This is a genomic window from Nocardiopsis sp. NPDC006198, assembly GCF_040613895.1.
Lineage (GTDB): Bacteria > Actinomycetota > Actinomycetes > Streptosporangiales > Streptosporangiaceae > Nocardiopsis > Nocardiopsis tropica.
The window spans coordinates 1-16,252 of the sequence record NZ_JBEXSY010000051.1 but is presented as its reverse complement, the minus strand read 5'-3'; the positions used below and the strand labels follow the sequence as shown (position 1 = coordinate 16,252).

Annotated in this window: 13 protein-coding genes; 11 read left to right on the top strand and 2 right to left on the bottom strand. The window is 72.4% G+C overall.

Annotated elements, in window-relative coordinates:
• Positions 1-50: 50 nt before the first annotated feature.
• Both ABZ234_RS26010 and ABZ234_RS26005 read left to right on the top strand, forming a co-directional pair.
• Positions 51-1,517, top strand: coding sequence for a hypothetical protein (locus ABZ234_RS26010; protein WP_355013772.1), 1,467 nt, complete (start codon positions 51-53; stop codon positions 1,515-1,517).
• 47 nt (positions 1,518-1,564) lie between these two features.
• The gene (locus ABZ234_RS26005) at positions 1,565-2,290 is read left to right on the top strand and encodes a DNA primase (RefSeq protein ID WP_267949202.1); all 726 of its coding nucleotides are present in this window, start codon (positions 1,565-1,567) and stop codon (positions 2,288-2,290) included.
• 121 nt (positions 2,291-2,411) lie between these two features.
• Here the strand turns inward: ABZ234_RS26005 and ABZ234_RS26000 are convergent, their stop codons facing one another.
• Complete coding sequence (locus ABZ234_RS26000; RefSeq protein ID WP_355013783.1) at positions 2,412-3,611, bottom strand: MFS transporter; 1,200 nt, start codon at positions 3,609-3,611, stop codon at positions 2,412-2,414.
• A 301-nt stretch (positions 3,612-3,912) separates the two neighbouring features.
• Between ABZ234_RS26000 and ABZ234_RS25995 the strand changes: the two genes are divergently transcribed.
• On the top strand, positions 3,913-4,473 hold the full coding sequence (locus ABZ234_RS25995; protein WP_344181669.1) for a GNAT family protein: 561 nt from the start codon (positions 3,913-3,915) through the stop codon (positions 4,471-4,473).
• Positions 4,474-4,606: 133 nt separating this feature from the next.
• Entirely contained in the window at positions 4,607-5,914 is a 1,308-nt protein-coding gene (locus ABZ234_RS25990; RefSeq protein ID WP_355013771.1) for a phosphoribosyltransferase family protein, read from the top strand.
• A gap of 150 nt (positions 5,915-6,064) precedes the next feature.
• Here the strand turns inward: ABZ234_RS25990 and ABZ234_RS25985 are convergent, their stop codons facing one another.
• A complete protein-coding gene (locus tag ABZ234_RS25985; protein ID WP_017588640.1) occupies positions 6,065-6,364 on the bottom strand; it encodes a WhiB family transcriptional regulator in 300 nt (99 codons plus the stop codon).
• Between the two features lie 788 nt (positions 6,365-7,152).
• Between ABZ234_RS25985 and ABZ234_RS25980 the strand changes: the two genes are divergently transcribed.
• From ABZ234_RS25980 to ABZ234_RS25950, 7 genes are all read left to right on the top strand, one after another.
• Positions 7,153-7,560, top strand: coding sequence for a YccF domain-containing protein (locus ABZ234_RS25980; RefSeq protein WP_267949205.1), 408 nt, complete (start codon positions 7,153-7,155; stop codon positions 7,558-7,560).
• A 126-nt stretch (positions 7,561-7,686) separates the two neighbouring features.
• Positions 7,687-9,015, top strand: coding sequence for an AI-2E family transporter (locus tag ABZ234_RS25975; protein WP_355013770.1), 1,329 nt, complete (start codon positions 7,687-7,689; stop codon positions 9,013-9,015).
• Between the two features lie 284 nt (positions 9,016-9,299).
• On the top strand, positions 9,300-10,898 hold the full coding sequence (locus ABZ234_RS25970) for an ABC-F family ATP-binding cassette domain-containing protein (RefSeq protein ID WP_267949207.1): 1,599 nt from the start codon (positions 9,300-9,302) through the stop codon (positions 10,896-10,898).
• 218 nt (positions 10,899-11,116) lie between these two features.
• Positions 11,117-11,323 carry a helix-turn-helix domain-containing protein gene (locus ABZ234_RS25965; protein ID WP_267949208.1) on the top strand — a complete coding sequence of 69 codons (207 nt, stop codon included), beginning with the start codon at positions 11,117-11,119 and terminating at the stop codon, positions 11,321-11,323.
• A gap of 73 nt (positions 11,324-11,396) precedes the next feature.
• Positions 11,397-12,236, top strand: coding sequence for an enoyl-CoA hydratase/isomerase family protein (locus ABZ234_RS25960; protein WP_344181663.1), 840 nt, complete (start codon positions 11,397-11,399; stop codon positions 12,234-12,236).
• A gap of 418 nt (positions 12,237-12,654) precedes the next feature.
• Positions 12,655-14,268, top strand: a complete 1,614-nt coding sequence (locus ABZ234_RS25955) for a DEAD/DEAH box helicase (protein WP_355013769.1) — start codon at positions 12,655-12,657, stop codon at positions 14,266-14,268.
• Positions 14,269-14,557: 289 nt separating this feature from the next.
• Complete coding sequence (locus tag ABZ234_RS25950; protein ID WP_355013768.1) at positions 14,558-16,162, top strand: amino acid carrier protein; 1,605 nt, start codon at positions 14,558-14,560, stop codon at positions 16,160-16,162.
• Positions 16,163-16,252: the final 90 nt, after the last annotated feature.

The window sequence follows — 16,252 nt, the reverse complement described above, 5'->3', positions numbered from 1 at the left end:
CGTAACCCGTACACGAACAGGTCCACGTTTCCCATGCCTTCGGAGGCACCATGAGCCGGGCGTCCCGACCGGGGCAGTCCCGGCCCACCGCCGTCATCGTCATCGCGCCCGACGAACACAGCGCCGAGATCGTCATCGAGGGGCAGCGCCAGGTCGTCACCGGCCGCGCCCCGAAGGAGACCCGGCGCGCGGCCCTGGACGTCGCCACCGGCTATGCCGCCAGAATCGGGCAGCCGGTCCTGGTCGACGCCCGTGACGCCAACGGCGTCTGGCGCCTCGTCGCCACGCCCGACGGGGTGGTCCAGGCCGCCGAGCCTCCCGCGCCCGTCGCCGCCCCGGTCCCGCCCCCGCCCGCGGCCCCCACGACTCCCACGCCTTCCGCGAGCCCGGCCCGGCCCGCGGGCTCCGGGCGCAGGCGCGGCCTGGTCATCGCCGGGGCCGCGGCCCTGGCCCTCGTCCTGCTCGTGGGCGCGGGCGTGGTCGTGACGCGCTTCCTCCCGAGTGGCGGCGCCGACCCCGCGGAGCAGGCGGCCGACGACGTCACCCTCAACCACCCCGCGCCGCCCCACTTCTCCGAGACCGTCGACTTCAGCGAGGCGCTCGCCACGGGGAGCCAGCCCGGGGTCAGCCGCGACGGCGAGCTCCTCGCCTACGTCGACCCCGAGGACCGGCTCAACCTGTTCGACGCCGACGGCTCACGCCTCTGGGCGGCCGACCTGCCGATGGGCTCCGGCGAACTCCTGGGCTCGCCCAGGTTCGTGGAGTACGGGGGCGGGCCCGCGATCGTGGCGGAGACGGCGGGAACCCTCTGGTTCTGGCCCGCGGACGGCGGGGAGCCCGTCGACATCCCGATCCCGGAGAACGCCTCCGCCCAGTACGTGGGCAGTTCGGTGCTCGTGCGCAGCGAGGAGGAGGCCTACGTCCCGGTCGCGGACGCGCTGGAGCCCGTGGAGGTCCCCGGGAGCGCAGCCCCGATGCTGGCCGAGGGGGAGAACGTCCTCGCCGCCGTCCTCAGCGGGCCCTGGACGTGGGTCTCCCCGGACGGCGACCCGGTCGAGGTCAACGCCGAGCGCCCGGACGAGGCCGGTGAGATGGAGTCGGTCGTCACCGCCCTGCGCGACTACGTCATCGTGCGCTGGGAGCCCCGCGAGGGCGACGAGACGATCCTGGCCTTCCACGACAGCGAGGACGGCAGCGTGATCGGTACCGCTGCCGTCGACCCCGCCCTCCTGGAGGACGTCCGCCACCGCTCCGGCCCCGTCGGGACCGACGTGGTCGCCTACGGGCCCATGGTCCTGGACCCGGCGACCGGCGAGTCCGCGGTGGTCCCCGGTTTCATCCCCGAGATCGCGGTCGGCGCACGGGTCTTCGGCCGGCTCGACGGCTCACTCGTCGCCGTCGACGCCTCCGGAGAGCCGTCCGAGGCCCCCGAAGGCTCGGTCCAGCCCAACGGCCTGCTCGGTGAGCGGGCCGTGGTGGTCCACGACGACCACCTCTATGCCATCCCCCCTGAGTAGATCTCTCCCCCTGAGCAGATCACTCGCAGAGAAGAGAAAGGAGTGGGATGTCCCCCAAGAAGCGCGTTCTGACCGTGACTGCGGCCGGTCTGTTCATGGCCGGTTTCTCCGTCAGCCCGGCGTTCGCCGTGACCGGTGACGAGACCACCCCCGACGTCGCCCCCGCGGTGACCGAGGCAACGGTCGAGTCCCCTGTCCTCCCCGTCCTCGACGAGGTCGTCCTGGAGGACGCGCCGATCACTGTGCCGGACCTGTTCCCGGCCGACTTCCCCCCTTCCCCGGAGAACCCGGGCGATGGTGAGAACCCGGGCAACCCCGACCCGCCGGTCGACCCGGACCCCGGTGACCCGGGTGACGGCGAGGACCCCGGAGACGGTGAGACGCCCGGACCCGACCCGGACCCGGACCCGGACCCGGACCCCGACCCGGATCCCGACCCCGACCCGGATCCTGACCCCGATCCGGACCCGGATCCTGACCCGGATCCCGACCCGGACCCGGATCCCGACCCCGACCCGGGCCCCGACCCGGACCCGGGCGAGGGCACCGACCCCGGTGACGACGACGGCGACGAGAGCCAGGCCCCCGGCGGCACCACCCCCGGTGGTACCACCACGCCCGAGGCCCCGGCTCCCGTCAACAGCGGCGCCGACGAGACCCTCGCCCAGACCGGCGTCGACATGCAGGGCTTCGTGCTCGGTGGCGCCGTCGTGACGGGCATCGGCGTTCTGGCCCTGTGGGCCGGTGCGCGGCGCCCGTCCCCGGTCGCTTAGAGGTACCCGCGTCCCACGGTCCCGACCGTGGACGCACCAGGGCCCCCGGTCGTGTCCCACGACCGGGGGCCCTGCCCGTGTGCCGGGGCGGGGGCGCTCCCCGCCCCGGCACACGGCTCGCTCACCCGCGCGGACGCAGTGCCGCCGCCAGCAGGAACGCGGTGACGCCCGCACCGGAGATCACCCACAGGGCCGCTCCCAGGCTGAACGAGTCGGCCAGGAGGCCGATCAGGGGCGGGAACCCGAGGAACCCCGCGCGTCCCAGCCAGCCGACGACGGTCACGCCGTCGCCGGTGCGCACCCCCGGCACGTTCCCGGCCGCGGCCAGGGTGAGCGGGAACAGCGTGGCCACGCCCAGGCCCATCACGCCGAAACCGATCACGGTGGTCACGGGGTGGGGGAGGAGCAGGGCGAACGCGATCCCTCCACCCGCAAGCAGCCCGCTGGCGCGTCCCACCGCCACCGCGCCGAACCGGTCGGTCACCCGGTCGCCGGCGAGCCTTCCCAGCGTCATCATCGCCTGGCAGGCCACGAACGGCAGTGCGGCGAGGAACAGCGACGCGTCCAGCTCCGAGGTCATGTACACCGCGCCCCAGGACGCGGCCGAGTCCTCGATGCCCCCGGCGAACATCAGCAGCACGCCGAGCCCGACCAGGAGGGCCAGCGCGCGGCCGGGGACGCGCAGCCGGCGCCCGTCCTCGCCGCCGGTCCCGTCCTCGCGCTCACTGCTGTCCGGTCCGGGCAGCAGCATCTGGCTCACCACGAGGTTCACCACCAGCAGCACGGCGGACACGGCGCCGAGGTGCCACAGGAGCGGCACCCCGAGTCCGGCCATCGCCGCGCCCAGCAGTCCTCCCGCGACCGCCGCCAGGCTCCACACCGCGTGGAAGGTGTTGATGATGCTGCGCCGGTAGCGCCGCTGGACGCGCAGCCCGTGCGAGTTCTGCGCGGAGTCGGTCCAGGCGTCCGCGCTGCCCAGGACGAAGAGCGCGGCCGCCAGCATCCACCAGTTCTGCGCCAGGGCGATGAATGGAAGCGCTCCCAGGGAGACCAGGCTGGTCCCGACGGCCGCCCGGCCGCTGCCGAACCAGTGGATCAGCGGCCCCGCCAGCATGCCGGTGAGGATCGCCCCGGTGGGCATGGCCGCGATCGCCAGGCCCAGTTCGGCGTTGCTCAGCTCCAGCCGGTCCTTGATCACCGGCAGCCACGGCACCGCGTTGGTATAGGTGAATCCGTTGACGAAGAAGAGGGTGGAGACCGCGACCCGGGCCCGGCGGGCCTCCGGGGGCGGTGCTGCGGTCTTCTCGGCGGACGTGCTCAAGGCGGCTCCCACGTGGACGGTTCCGTGCGCGCAGATGCTATCCAGTCCGCTCATGGGACGACAGACGTTTTCGGCCACCGCGTCGGGCGGGCTTGCCATAGGACGCGGACCCGATTTACATAGGGGGTCCGCTCCGTATCCGAGAGGCTTCCGACCCGGACCGCTCGGCCACCCCGAGACCCGGGGCCCTGACCCGGCCCGCCCCGGGGCCCGCTCCCGCGCGGGGCCCCAGCCTGCCGTCCGCCGTCTCCCCCACGCCGGGAACCGCCACACGCGGGCCCGGACGGAACCGGAAGATCCCATGATCAACACGAGCGCGCTGCGAGAAAAACCCACTCTCACCGGGGAACGCGTCCATCTGGTGCCCCTGGGGCCGGAGCACACCGACGCCTACTTCACCGCAGGCCTCGACGAGGAGGTCCGCAGACTCACCGGCACCCACCGCCACCTCACCTACGCGGAGGCCAGGGAGTGGTGTGCGACCCGGGCGGGCAGCACCGACCGGCTGGACCTGGCCATCCTCGCGCCCGGGGACGGGCGCTACCTGGGAGAGCTGTCCGTCTACGCCGTGGCCGCGGAGAACGAGAGCGCCGGCTACCGCATCGCCCTGTCCGCCATCGAGTTCACCGGCCAGGGCCTGGGCCGGGAGGCCACACAGCTCGTCCTGGAGTACGCCTTCGAGCGCATCGGGCTGCACCGGGTGTGGCTCCACGTCTACGCCTTCAACATGCGTGCCATCGCCGTCTACCGCTCCTGCGGCTTCTCCGTCGAGGGGCGGATGCGCGACTCGCTGCTCTGGGAGGGGCGCCGCCACGACGAGCTGCTGATGGGGGTGCTCAGGAGCGGGTTCCGGCGGACCTGAGCCATACGGTTTTTGCCCGGTGCCGGGGTTGGGACCGCGGGGTCGGGGGGTATGCCGGTAGCACTTTCCAGCGGCTCATCCACACAGCCGAGAGGAGCGGTGCCGGGGCCCCGGTCCCGGTGCCGGTGAGGACATGAACCCGGTTCCCGTTTCACTGCCCTTCGCCGACCGGTCCGAGGCGGGGCGCCGCCTCGCAGAGCGGGTGCGCCCCCTCGTGGTCGACGACCCCCTCGTCCTGGCCCTGCCGCGCGGCGGGGTCCCGGTCGGGGCGGAGCTCGCCCGGCGGCTCGACGCCGACTTCGACGTTCTCATGGTCCGCAAGATCGGGCTGCCCGGCCGGCCGGAGACGGGGGTGGGGGCCATCGCCGAGAACGGGCAGGTGTTCTTCGACGACCGCGCCCTGGCGCGGATGCGGGTGCCCCGCCAGGCCCTCTCCGAGACCGTCGCGGCCGAGCGCGACGAGCTCGACCGCCGCCGCCGGGTCTACCGGGGCGAGCGCTCGGCGCCGCGCATCGCCGGGCGCGACTGCGTGGTCGTGGACGACGGGGTCGCGACGGGCGGCACCGCCCGCGCCGCGCTGCGGATGGTGCGCCGGGCCGGGCCGTCCCGGCTGATCCTGGCCGTGCCGGTCGCGGCGCCCGAGGCGGTCGAGGCGCTGCGGGAGGACGTCGACGAGATGGTCGTGCTCGGCGCGCCGGACAACTTCCACTCGGTGGGCGAGTGGTACCGCGACTTCGGCCAGCTCTCCGACGGGAACGTCACCGCGATCCTCGACGAGCACGGCCGTGTCCGTCCCCCGGGGGAGGAGGCCCGCGGCGTGCGGCTGCGCGCCGGCCGGGTCTACCTCGACGGCGATCTCACCGTGCCCCCCGCCCTGCGCGGCGCGGTGGTCCTGGCCGCGGGGGAGGGGAGGTCGGACCCGCGCCGGAGGGTGGTCTCGTCGGCCCTGCAGCGGGCCGGGTACGCGACCCTGGTCCTGGACCTGCTGACCGCGGAGGAGCAGGCGTCGGGTCCGGCGGACGCCGACGCCGGTGCGCTGGGCGAGCGGCTGGGCGCGGCCGTCGGCTGGCTCCGCAGCGCGACCGACGCGGCGGACCGGCCCCTGGGCGTGCTGGGGTCGGGGAGCGCGGCGCCGGCGGCGCTGGTCACCGCGGCGGAGCGCCCCCGGGAGGTGGCCGCCGTGGTGGTCCACGGCGGGCGGATCGACCTGGCCGAGCCGCGCCTGTCGGACGTGCTGGCCCCGGTCCTGGTCCTGCTGGAGAGCGGGGACTCCTTCGTCCGCGAACTGGGGGAGTGGGCCCGGGGCCGGATGGGCGGGACGACCGACCTGCGGGTCGTGCCGGGCGTCGAACAGCTGCTCCCCGGCGCGCAGGAGTGGAGACAGGTCGCGGTGGAGGCCCTGGGCTGGTTCGACCGCCATCTCGGGGGCCGGGAGGGGTGACCCGGCCGCGGCTCCGGCCCGCGGACCGCGTCCCCGCCGGGCACGAGAAAACCCGCGGCGCCCTCGACGTTGCTCGTCGGGGCGCCGCGGGTTGATCGGGGGCCGGGGCCACCGGGGGAGATCCGCTGTGCCGTGGTCCGTGGACCTCGGTCAGGCAGCGTTGGCGCGGCGCATACGGCGACGGCGCTCGGAGGCGCGCTCGTCCTCGTTCAGACCGCCCCAGGTACCGTACTTCTCCGGACGCGAGATCGCGTAGTCCAGGCAGTCGGTTCGCACAGGGCAGGCCGCACAGATCTCCTTGGCCTTGCGCTCCCTGATCTCCCGCTCCGGCTGGCGTTCGCCGTCCGGGCCGAAGAAGAGCACAAGGTCCTCGCCCCGGCACGCGGCGGCATCCTGCCACCCCCAGCTCGGGCGGGGGCGCAGCGCGGCCTGCCGACGTACCTGAGACATGCTTGAACCACCTCTACTGAAATCACTAGTAAGCTGTCGGAAAAAGCTTCAGTCACCAAAAGATTGGTCATGCGGCGTGAGCCACCCCGCACGACGCAAACGCCGGACGGTGCAGACGATGTTCCCCGGTGTGGCTGAGACCACGAGAAGCACAGACCACGCGGCAGGATGTGCTGCTGACGGAGTGCTCTCACGCGAACGGCTGCGGAGGCGGTGACGGCCTCCGTCCGAGCCGGTACGTAATCATGCCATCCCCACTCCCGATCCTGCACGGGGGGTGGGGAAATTACTCGCCCAACCGTTACCGAAACCTGATGTCTACTGACCGGTCTTCGGTCGTTTGTCCGAGTTTGTCGTAAATCACAAGATCTACGGTCTTAAGCAGGACACAGCACATCGTATGGTGTGATGTCCCTCCTGCCTAGGGGGTTCTCCTGATGCGCCGATCACATTGTGGTCTGCTTGGAGCTCCGAGATATGGCGTGACCGTATGTCCTCACGCTGCGTCGCACCAGCCGGGGGGCGCCACGCCCGCCGGCGACCCCCGGTGAACCGGGTCGACCCCTTCCCCGGTCCTCCCCGCCCCCGCGCGACGCGCCGTCCCGCACCCGTGCCGGGAGGCCCCGCGGCCCCGCCCCCTTGCCCCTAGGGGAAGGACCAGGGGAACCGCCCGGAACGGCTCGTGGTGCGGCGGCGTCCCAGACGGTAGAAAGCAACGGGTGCGGGGACTCTTCCCCCAGGAGGTCGCGCACCCGCGACCGGGACCCGATCGAAGGAGACGAAACACCGTGGCCCTCTTGCGGCTCATCCTGAACGTCATCTGGCTCTTCGTCGCCGGCTTCTGGCTGGCAGTCGGCTACGTGATCGCCGGAGTCATCTGCTGCATCCTGATCGTCACCATCCCGTTCGGGATCGCCTCCTTCCGCATGGCCAGCTACGCGATCTGGCCCTTCGGTCGCGAACTGGTGCGCAGGCAGGGGTCGGGCGGCGGCAGCACCTTCCTCAACGTCATCTGGCTGATCGTCGCGGGCTGGTGGCTGACGCTCGGCCATATCGCCACCGCGATCGGCCTCGCCGTCACTATCATCGGGATTCCGATGGCGTGGGCCTCGCTGAAGATGATCCCCGTGGCGCTCGCGCCGTTCGGCAACGAGATCGTGCACAGTGGCCGTCCCAGGGAACCCTGGCAGTTCTGACGCCGTTGAGTTCCCGACGGACACGGGAGAACCAGGACCCTCGTCCGCGCATCCCCCCGGTACCGCCCCCGCGTGTCCGTCGCCTCCCGTGCGGGCACCACGCAGCACCCCGAGAATGGAGTCCATGTGCAAGCCCAACGGCCGGGAGTGTGGGCGCTCCTGAACAAATGGCTCACCGCCCGCAGGGCGCGAGCCGAGCGCCTCGCCCAGTTGGAGGCTCAGAAGGAGCACTCCGAGCCCGAACCCCAGTCCCCGGACCAGGGGCCGGCCGAACAGGACGACGTGGGCGCGGGGGACATCCTGAAGTCGGTCAGCGACGTCGCCTGGCGCTTCCTCCTCATCGGTGTCGTCGCCGGGCTGCTCCTCTACGGGCTCGTCTACCTGTCGGTCGTCACCCTGCCGATGATCCTCGCGGTGTTCATCACCGCCCTGCTCATGCCGCTCGCCAACCTGCTGCGCCGCAAGGGCCTGGGCCGGGGCACGTCGACGACGGTCTCGATCCTCGTCGGGCTCATCGTGTTCGGCGGCGTCATCTCGATGATCGTCACGCCCGCCGTGCAGGGGTTCGGCCCCCTGGTCGACAGCGTCACCAGCGCGGTCAGCGAACTCCAGGACATCCAGGTGCCCTTCGGGCTCGACCCGGCGCTGTTCACCGACATGATCGACGACGCCTGGGTGCAGATCCAGGCCATGATCAGCGAGAACCAGGACCAGCTGCTCAGCGGCGCCTGGACCGCGGGCGCGGCCGTCATCTCGGTTCTCGTCGGCATCGTCCTGATCATCGCCCTGACCGTGTACTTCGTGCACTCGGGCGACCAGCTCATGGACTGGTTCCTCACCCTGTTCCCGCCGCGGTCCCGTCCGGGCCTGCGCCACGCGGGGGACGTCGCCTACGGCGTCATGGGACGGTACGTGCGCGGTGTGGCCGCGGTCGGCTTCTTCGACGCCGTCGGCATCGGCATCGCCCTGGTCTTCCTGATCGACATCAACCTGGCCATCCCGCTGATCGTGCTGACCTTCGTCGGCGCCTTCCTGCCGATCATCGGCGCCTTCCTGACCGGGCTGCTCGCCGCCCTGGTCGCGTTCGTCACCGAGGGCTGGATCGTCGCGCTCGTCGTCGTCGGCGCGGTGATCCTCGTGCAGCAGCTGGAGAGCAACGTCTTCGCGCCGCGCATCTACGGGGCCTCGCTCGACCTGCCCTCGCCCGTCGTGCTGATCGCGATCTCCGTCGGCGCCGTGGTCGGGGGCGTCCCCGGCATGTTCCTGGCCACGCCGGTGGCCGCCGTCCTGGCGGCCCTGCTGCGCAACCGCCCGCCGGGCAAGCCCGGGGACTCCGACGAGGAGTCCCCGGAGGGCACCGGGGGGGAGCCGCCCGTCGCGGCGGCGGTCGTCGTGGCCAAGGTCCCCAAGGACAAGGAGCCCGAGGGCGCGCACCCCGCTCCCGAGGAGGAATAGGGCCCCTCAGGAGCGGCGGGGCGTGCGACGGGGTGACCGGCGCCGCCCGGCCGCGGGGAATGCGGCGCGCCCCCGCACCCGTTGACCGGGTGGCGGGGGCGCGGCCGTGTCCGGGGGCCTCCCGGAAAACGGATCGCCGCACCCCCCGCCCGTGCCGTTAGGCTGGGTCGGTCGGCCCGAAGGCCACCACCCCCCACCCACGCGGAGGAGCCGCCGCTCCCGTGCACCGCGGGTGCGCGTCCGGCCGTACCGAACCGTCCCACCACCTCGTAGGAAGCCCCACCATGCTGATCGCCACCGACCTCGAACTGCGTGTCGGTCCTCGACTCCTGTTGGAGCCGACCACCTTCCGCGTCGCCGCCGGGGACCGGATCGGACTGGTCGGCCGCAACGGTGCGGGCAAGACGACCATGACCAAGGTGCTGGCGGGCGAGGGCCTGCCCACCGGCGGCACGGTCACCTCCTCCGGCACCATCGGCTACCTGCCGCAGGACCCCCGCACCGACGACCCCGACGTCATCGCCCGCGACCGCGTGCTGTCCGCGCGCGGGATCGACGAGGCCCTGCGCGGTATGCGCGAGGCCGAGAAGAAGATGGCCAGCACCGACACCAAGACCCGGAACAAGGGTGTGCGCGCCTACTCCCGGTGGGAGGAGCGCCTGCACGTGCTGGGCGGGTACGCCGCCGAGTCCGAGGCCGCCGCCATCGCCTCCAGCCTGGGCCTGCCCGACAAGGTGCTCTCCCAGCCCCTGCACACCCTCTCCGGCGGTCAGCGCCGCCGTATCGAGCTGGCGCGGATCCTGTTCAGCGGCGCGGACACGCTGCTGCTGGACGAGCCCACCAACCACCTGGACGCCGACTCCATCGTCTGGCTGCGCGACTTCCTCAAGTCGCACCAGGGCGGGCTCATCGTGATCAGCCACGACGTGGACCTGGTCGAGCACGTGGTGAACAAGGTGTTCTACCTCGACGCCAACCGCAGCGTCATCGACATCTACAACATGGGCTGGAAGCTGTACCTGGAGCAGCGCGAGGCCGACGAGCGGCGGCGCAGGCGCGAGCTGGCCAACGCCGAGAAGCAGGCCGACACCCTGCGCAAGCAGGCGGACAAGTTCCGGGCCAAGGCCTCCAAGGCGCGCGCCGCCCAGCAGATGCTCAACCGGGCCGACCGGCTCCTCGACGGCGTGCAGGGCGTCCGCAAGTCCGACAAGGTCGCCAAGCTGCGCTTCCCCGACCCGGCTCCCAGCGGCCGCACGCCGCTGATGGCGGAGGGGTTGTCCAAGTCCTACGGCTCGCTGGAGATCTTCACCGGTGTGGACCTGGCGATCGACCGGGGCAGCCGCGTGGTGATCCTGGGGCTCAACGGCGCCGGCAAGACCACGCTGCTGCGGCTGCTCGGCGGAGTCGAGGAGCCCGACCGGGGGGCCGTGGTCCCGGGGCACGGGCTCAAGCTCGGCTACTACGCCCAGGAGCACGAGACCCTGGACGTGGGCCGCAGCGTGCTGGAGAACATGATGAGCGCGGCCCCGGAGCTCCCGGAGGTGGAGGCGCGCCGCACGCTGGGCTCGTTCCTGTTCACCGGTGACGACGTCGACAAGCCGGCGGGCGTGCTCTCCGGAGGCGAGAAGACCAGGCTGGCCCTGGCCACGCTGGTCGTCTCCAGCGCCAACGTGCTCCTGCTCGACGAGCCCACCAACAACCTGGACCCGGCCAGCCGCGAGGAGATCCTGGCGGCCCTGCGCAACTACAAGGGCGCGATCGTGCTGGTGACACACGACGAGGGCGCGGTCGACGCCCTCCAGCCCGAGCGCGTCATCCTGCTGCCCGACGGCGTCGAGGACGTGTGGAACGCCGATTTCGAGGACCTGATCTCGCTGGCGTGAGCCGGGGGCCGTGAGGGCCCCGGCGGCGGAGGTGGACGCCCAGCATGCTGGGAGGTTCACCTCCGTCCTTTTCGGACGACGTTTGCGGCGCTCCGAAACCCGGGCAGGGAAGGGGGCGCCCGGCGCGGCGCGCGGCGAATGTGGCGGGGCGTGAGCGCGATGCCGGATCATGGCAGGGATTCCAGAAGCGTTGACCGGACGACCCGGAGGAGTGGACTGTGGACGATGCGCTGAGGAAGGGCACCCGCGTGGCGGGAACGGACCGCTCCGAGCTCGCGGCCCAGCTCAAGCGGCGCTACGACTCGGGGGAGAGCATCCGCATGTTGGCGGCCGCCACCGGGCGTTCCTACGGTTTCGTCCACCGGCTGCTCAGCGAGGCCGGGGCCGAGCTGCGCGGCCGGGGCGGGGCGACCCGCAAGGCCTGAGGCCCCGCCCGCGCGACCGGTGGTTACCGATGGGTAATATCGAGGGTGACACCGAGCACGACGGAGGAACCCCATGGCACAGGCGTCGAACGGGCCCGGGCGGCTGCCCACGGAAGCGGAGCTGACCCGGGCCGGGCTCGGACTGGCCGTGGAGGGGCCGGTCGCCCGCATCACCATCAGCCGCCCCGAGCGGCGCAACGCGATGACCGGGCGCACCTGGACCACGTTGGCCCACATCGGCCACACCCTCCCGGCCGATGTCCGAATCGTGGTGATCGCCGGCGAGGGCGACATCTTCTCGGCCGGGATCGACCTCGGCATGTTCACCCCCGAGGGCGTGGACGGCGAGCGCTCCATGGTCGGCGGCATCCTCGACGGCTCCTCCACCGGGGCCGACGTCGAGGAGTACATCGCCGGCCTCCAGGAGGGCTTCCTCTGGCTGCGCCGTCCCGACCTGGTCACCGTCGCCGCGGTCCGGGGCCACGCCATCGGCGCCGGCTTCCAGCTGGCGCTCTCCTGCGACCTGCGCATCCTCGCCGACGACGCCAAGTTCTGCATGAAGGAGCCCGCGCTCGGCCTCGTCCCCGACCTCACCGGGACCAAGCCGCTCGTGGACATCGTCGGCGTCCACCGCGCCGTCGAGATCTGCCTGACCGCCCGCCGCGTCGGCGCCCAGGAGGCCCGTGAGCTCGGACTGGCCGAGCTGGTCGTGCCCGCCGACGAACTCCCCGGCGCCGTGGACGACGTCGTCGCCGCGCTGCTCGCCACGAACGCCGAGGCGGCCGCCGCCACCAAGGCCCTCCTCCAGCAGGCCGCGGGCAACACGCTCGAGGAGCAGGCCGCGGCCGAACGCCGAGCGCAGGTCGCCCGCCTGACCGCCCTCGCCGGGACGATGGCGGCCGACAACCGCTGACCCGGCGGGCCCGGCGCCGCACCGCGCCGGCGCCGCGCCGCCCCCGGAGGGATGGGGGAGACCCGTATCACCGGTGAAAAACCCCCATCCCGTCCCCGTTTCCGGACGATGTCTAGTACGCTTCTGCAAGCGGTCGTCCAGTAATGCCGCGCGCATCCGAGCGCGCCGAGGCCGCACAAGACGCGGAGAGCGTGTCGACCCCGTCGGCGCCACTCTTGCCAGAAGAGTTGCTCGTATCCACTCAGTGGGATGCACCGAGCACAGGAGCCCCGAGAATCGAAGGGGTCCGCTTCCGCGTGTGATCAGGCGCGTTTGTGTGATTTCTTCGCTGGGTCCGCTGTGGCCGTGTGGAGCCTTCCTCGAAACGCCGCCAAACGATGAGGAAGGTACACGTCACTTGACGACGGACACTGCCGTAATGCCCGCTTTCGACTCCCTGGGTCTGCCCCAGGACATCGTCGACGAGCTGGCCAAGAACGGTGTGACCACCCCGTTCCCGATCCAGGCCGCCACCATTCCCGACGCCATCGAGGGCCGCGACGTCCTCGGCTGCGGTCGTACCGGATCGGGCAAGACCCTGGCCTTCGGCCTGCCGGTCCTGATGCGCGCCGCAGAGCGCCGCGCCGCCGCCAACCGCCCCAGGGCCCTGATCCTGGTGCCCACGCGCGAACTCGCCCACCAGGTGCGCGACGCCCTTCGCGGCTACTCCCGCATCGTGGGCGTGCGCGTCGGCGACGTCGTCGGCGGCAGCTCCTACACCCGCCAGATCAACGAACTGCGCCGCGGCGTCGAGATCCTCGTCGCCACCCCGGGCCGCCTCAGCGACCTCATCGACCAGGGCGCCTGCGACCTGAGCGACGTCGAGGTCTCGGTGCTGGACGAGGCCGACCAGATGTGCGACATGGGCTTCATGCCCCAGGTCAGCGAGCTCCTCGACCAGGTGCGCCCCGACGGCCAGACGCTGCTGTTCTCGGCCACGCTCGACGGCGACGTCGACAAGCTGGTCCGCAAGTACATGAACGACCCGCAGACCCACTCCGTGGACCCGCCGGTCTCCCAGGTCACCGCCATGGAGCACCACCTGCTCAAGGTGCTGCCCCGTGACAAGAACAAGATCATCACCCAGATCGCCGCGCGCGACGGCCGCACGATCCTGTTCGTGCGCAGCAAGTACCGCGCCGACGCCATCAGCGAGCAGCTGGCGGCGGCGGGCGTGCCCTGCGCGTCCCTGCACGGCGGCAAGACGCAGAGCGTGCGCACCCGCACCCTCGCCAAGTTCCGCGAGGGCAAGATCCAGGCGCTGGTCGCCACCGACGTCGCCGCCCGCGGCATCCACGTCGACGGCATCGACATGGTCGTCAACATCGACCTGCCCACCGGGCACAAGGACTACCTGCACCGCGGAGGCCGCACGGCCCGCGCCGGCGCCTCCGGCCTGGTCGTCTCCCTGGTCGCGCCCAACCAGCGCCGCATGGCCCGCCGCCTGCTCAGCGACGCCGGCGTCGACGCCAAGCAGCACCTGGTCAACCCGGGCGACGAGCTGCTCACCGAGGTGACCGGGGCCAAGGAGCCCTCCTGGGAGCCGTGGATCGAGCCGCCGGAGCCCGTGCGCGAGCGCCGCGGACGCGGCGGCCCCCGCCGTGGAGGCTACGGCGGCGGTGGCGGCGGCTACCGGGGCGGCGGTTACCGCGGTGACCGCAGTGGCGGTGGCGGCGGCTACCGCGGCGGCTACCAGGGTGACCGTCCCCGCACCGACCGCGGCGAGGGCGGCGGTTTCCGTGAGGGCGAGCGCCCCCGCGGCGAGGGCGGCGGCTACCGCGGCGGCGAGCGCCGCGAGTACGCACCGCGCTCCGAGGGCGGCTACCGCGGTGACAACCGCGGTGGTGGCGGCTACCGGGGCGGCAGCGGCGGCGGCTACCGCGGTGACCGCAGTGGCGGTGGCGGCGGCTACCGCGGCGGCAGCGGCGGTGGCGGCGGCTACCGGGGCGACCGTCCCCGTACCGACCGCTACGACTCCGCCCCGCAGCACTAGGGTGTGAACGGACCCGGGCCCGGCAGGATCTCCTGCCGGGCCCGAGCCTTTTCCGGGGTTGTACACCTCTCTCGGACAGCGGCGCCCCGCGCGGGTCCGAGCCCCGGGACGGGGCGGTCGGAGGGAGGGCCGCCGCGCGGCCACGGGCCCGCCCGGGGGTGGTGACCCATTACGGTCCTTTACCGCCCCTTCGCGTGTCCGAATCGCCCGGAACCGCAGGGGGCGTGGACAGTTGCGGGACAGCCCCGATGTCGCACTCGGGACCACCACGCCGCCTGAAGGGGAACGCGTGAACGTCCTCAACGTCCTTCTCGTCACCGTCAACGACTTCTTCTGGAGCTACCTCCTCATCCCGCTCCTGGTCGTTCTCGCCGTCTACTTCACGGTGCGGTCGGGTTTCGTGCAGCTGCGCCTGCTCCCCGAGATGTTCCGGGTGCTGCGGAGCAGCCCGGGGACGGCGCCCGACGGTGGCAGGGAGATCTCGTCCTTCCAGGCCTTCGCGATCTCCGCCGCCTCCCGGGTGGGGACGGGGAACATCGTCGGCGTGGCCACCGCGATCATGCTCGGCGGGCCGGGCGCGGTCTTCTGGATGTGGGCCATGTCCTGCGTGCTGGGGGCCGCGGCGTTCGTGGAGTCGACGCTGGCCCAGCTGTACAAGGTGCGCACCAGCACGGGGTTCCGGGGCGGACCCGCGTACTACATGCTGCACGGGCTGGGCCAGAGATGGATGGGCGCCCTCTTCGCGGTCCTCATCACCGTCACCTTCAGTCTCGTCTTCAACTCCGTGCAGGCCAACAGCATCACGGGCGCCATCTCCACCTCTGTGCAGGAGCTGGGCGCACCCACCGGCTGGTTCCTGAGCGTCTTGGTCGGGCTGGCGCTGGTCGGGCTGACCGCCGCCGTCGTCTTCGGCGGGGTGCGGCGCATCGCGACGGTCGCCCAGGCGCTCGTCCCCCTCATGGCGATCCTCTACATCCTCCTCGGCCTGGCCGTGGTGGTCCTCAACATCGGCGAGCTGCCCCGGGTCGTCGGCGACATCTTCGCCTCCGCGTTCGGGCTGCGCGAGTTCACGGCCGGCGGCGTGGGCGCGGCGCTCGTGCAGGGCATGCGGCGGGGCATGTTCTCCAACGAGGCGGGCCTGGGGTCCGCCCCCAACGCCGGAGCCACCGCGTCGGTCTCCCACCCCGCCAAGCAGGGGCTCGTGCAGACCCTCGGCGTGTACTTCGACACCTGGCTGGTGTGCTCGGTGACCGCGTTCATCGTCCTCGTGTACAACCCCGACTTCACCACCGAGACCGGGGCCGAGGTCACCCAGCGGGCGCTCCAGTCCTCCCTGGGGAGCTGGTCGGTGCACGCCCTCACGGTGATCCTGTTCCTGCTGGCCTTCACCTCCGTGCTGGGCAACTACTACTACGGCGAGTCCAACCTCCGGTTCCTGGACGCCGACCCGCAGCACATGACCTACTTCCGCTACGCGGTGCTGGCCGCGGTGTTCATCGGCTCCGTGGCGCCGCTGACGCTGGTGTGGAACCTCGCCGACATCTCCATGGGCGTCATGGCGACCGTCAACCTCGTGGCACTGGCGCCGCTGTCGGCCGTCGCCTTCCGGCTGCTGGGCGACTACAGCCGCCAGCTGCGCAACGGGCTCGACCCGCAGTTCACGCTGTCCAAGATGCCCGACCTGCGGAACGTGGAGTGCTGGGGGCCCGCGTCCGGCTCCCTTCCCGACGACGTCCAGCGCGGGGAGGGGGAGGCGCCCGGCGACCCGGCCTCGGCGCTGGCGGAGCGGGACGCGGACACGCGGGACGGCGGGGCGGGCGGAGCCCACGCGGACCCCGGTGAGGAGGAGGGCCCCTCCGACGACGGCCGCGACGAGGGCCCCGGGGAACGCTAGGGCCTGTTTGGTAACCGGTGTGATCAGGGGCAAAAACACCGATCCGGTAACACCAGGCGTGCCGCCTCCACAGACAAGCGAAGCCTTCGG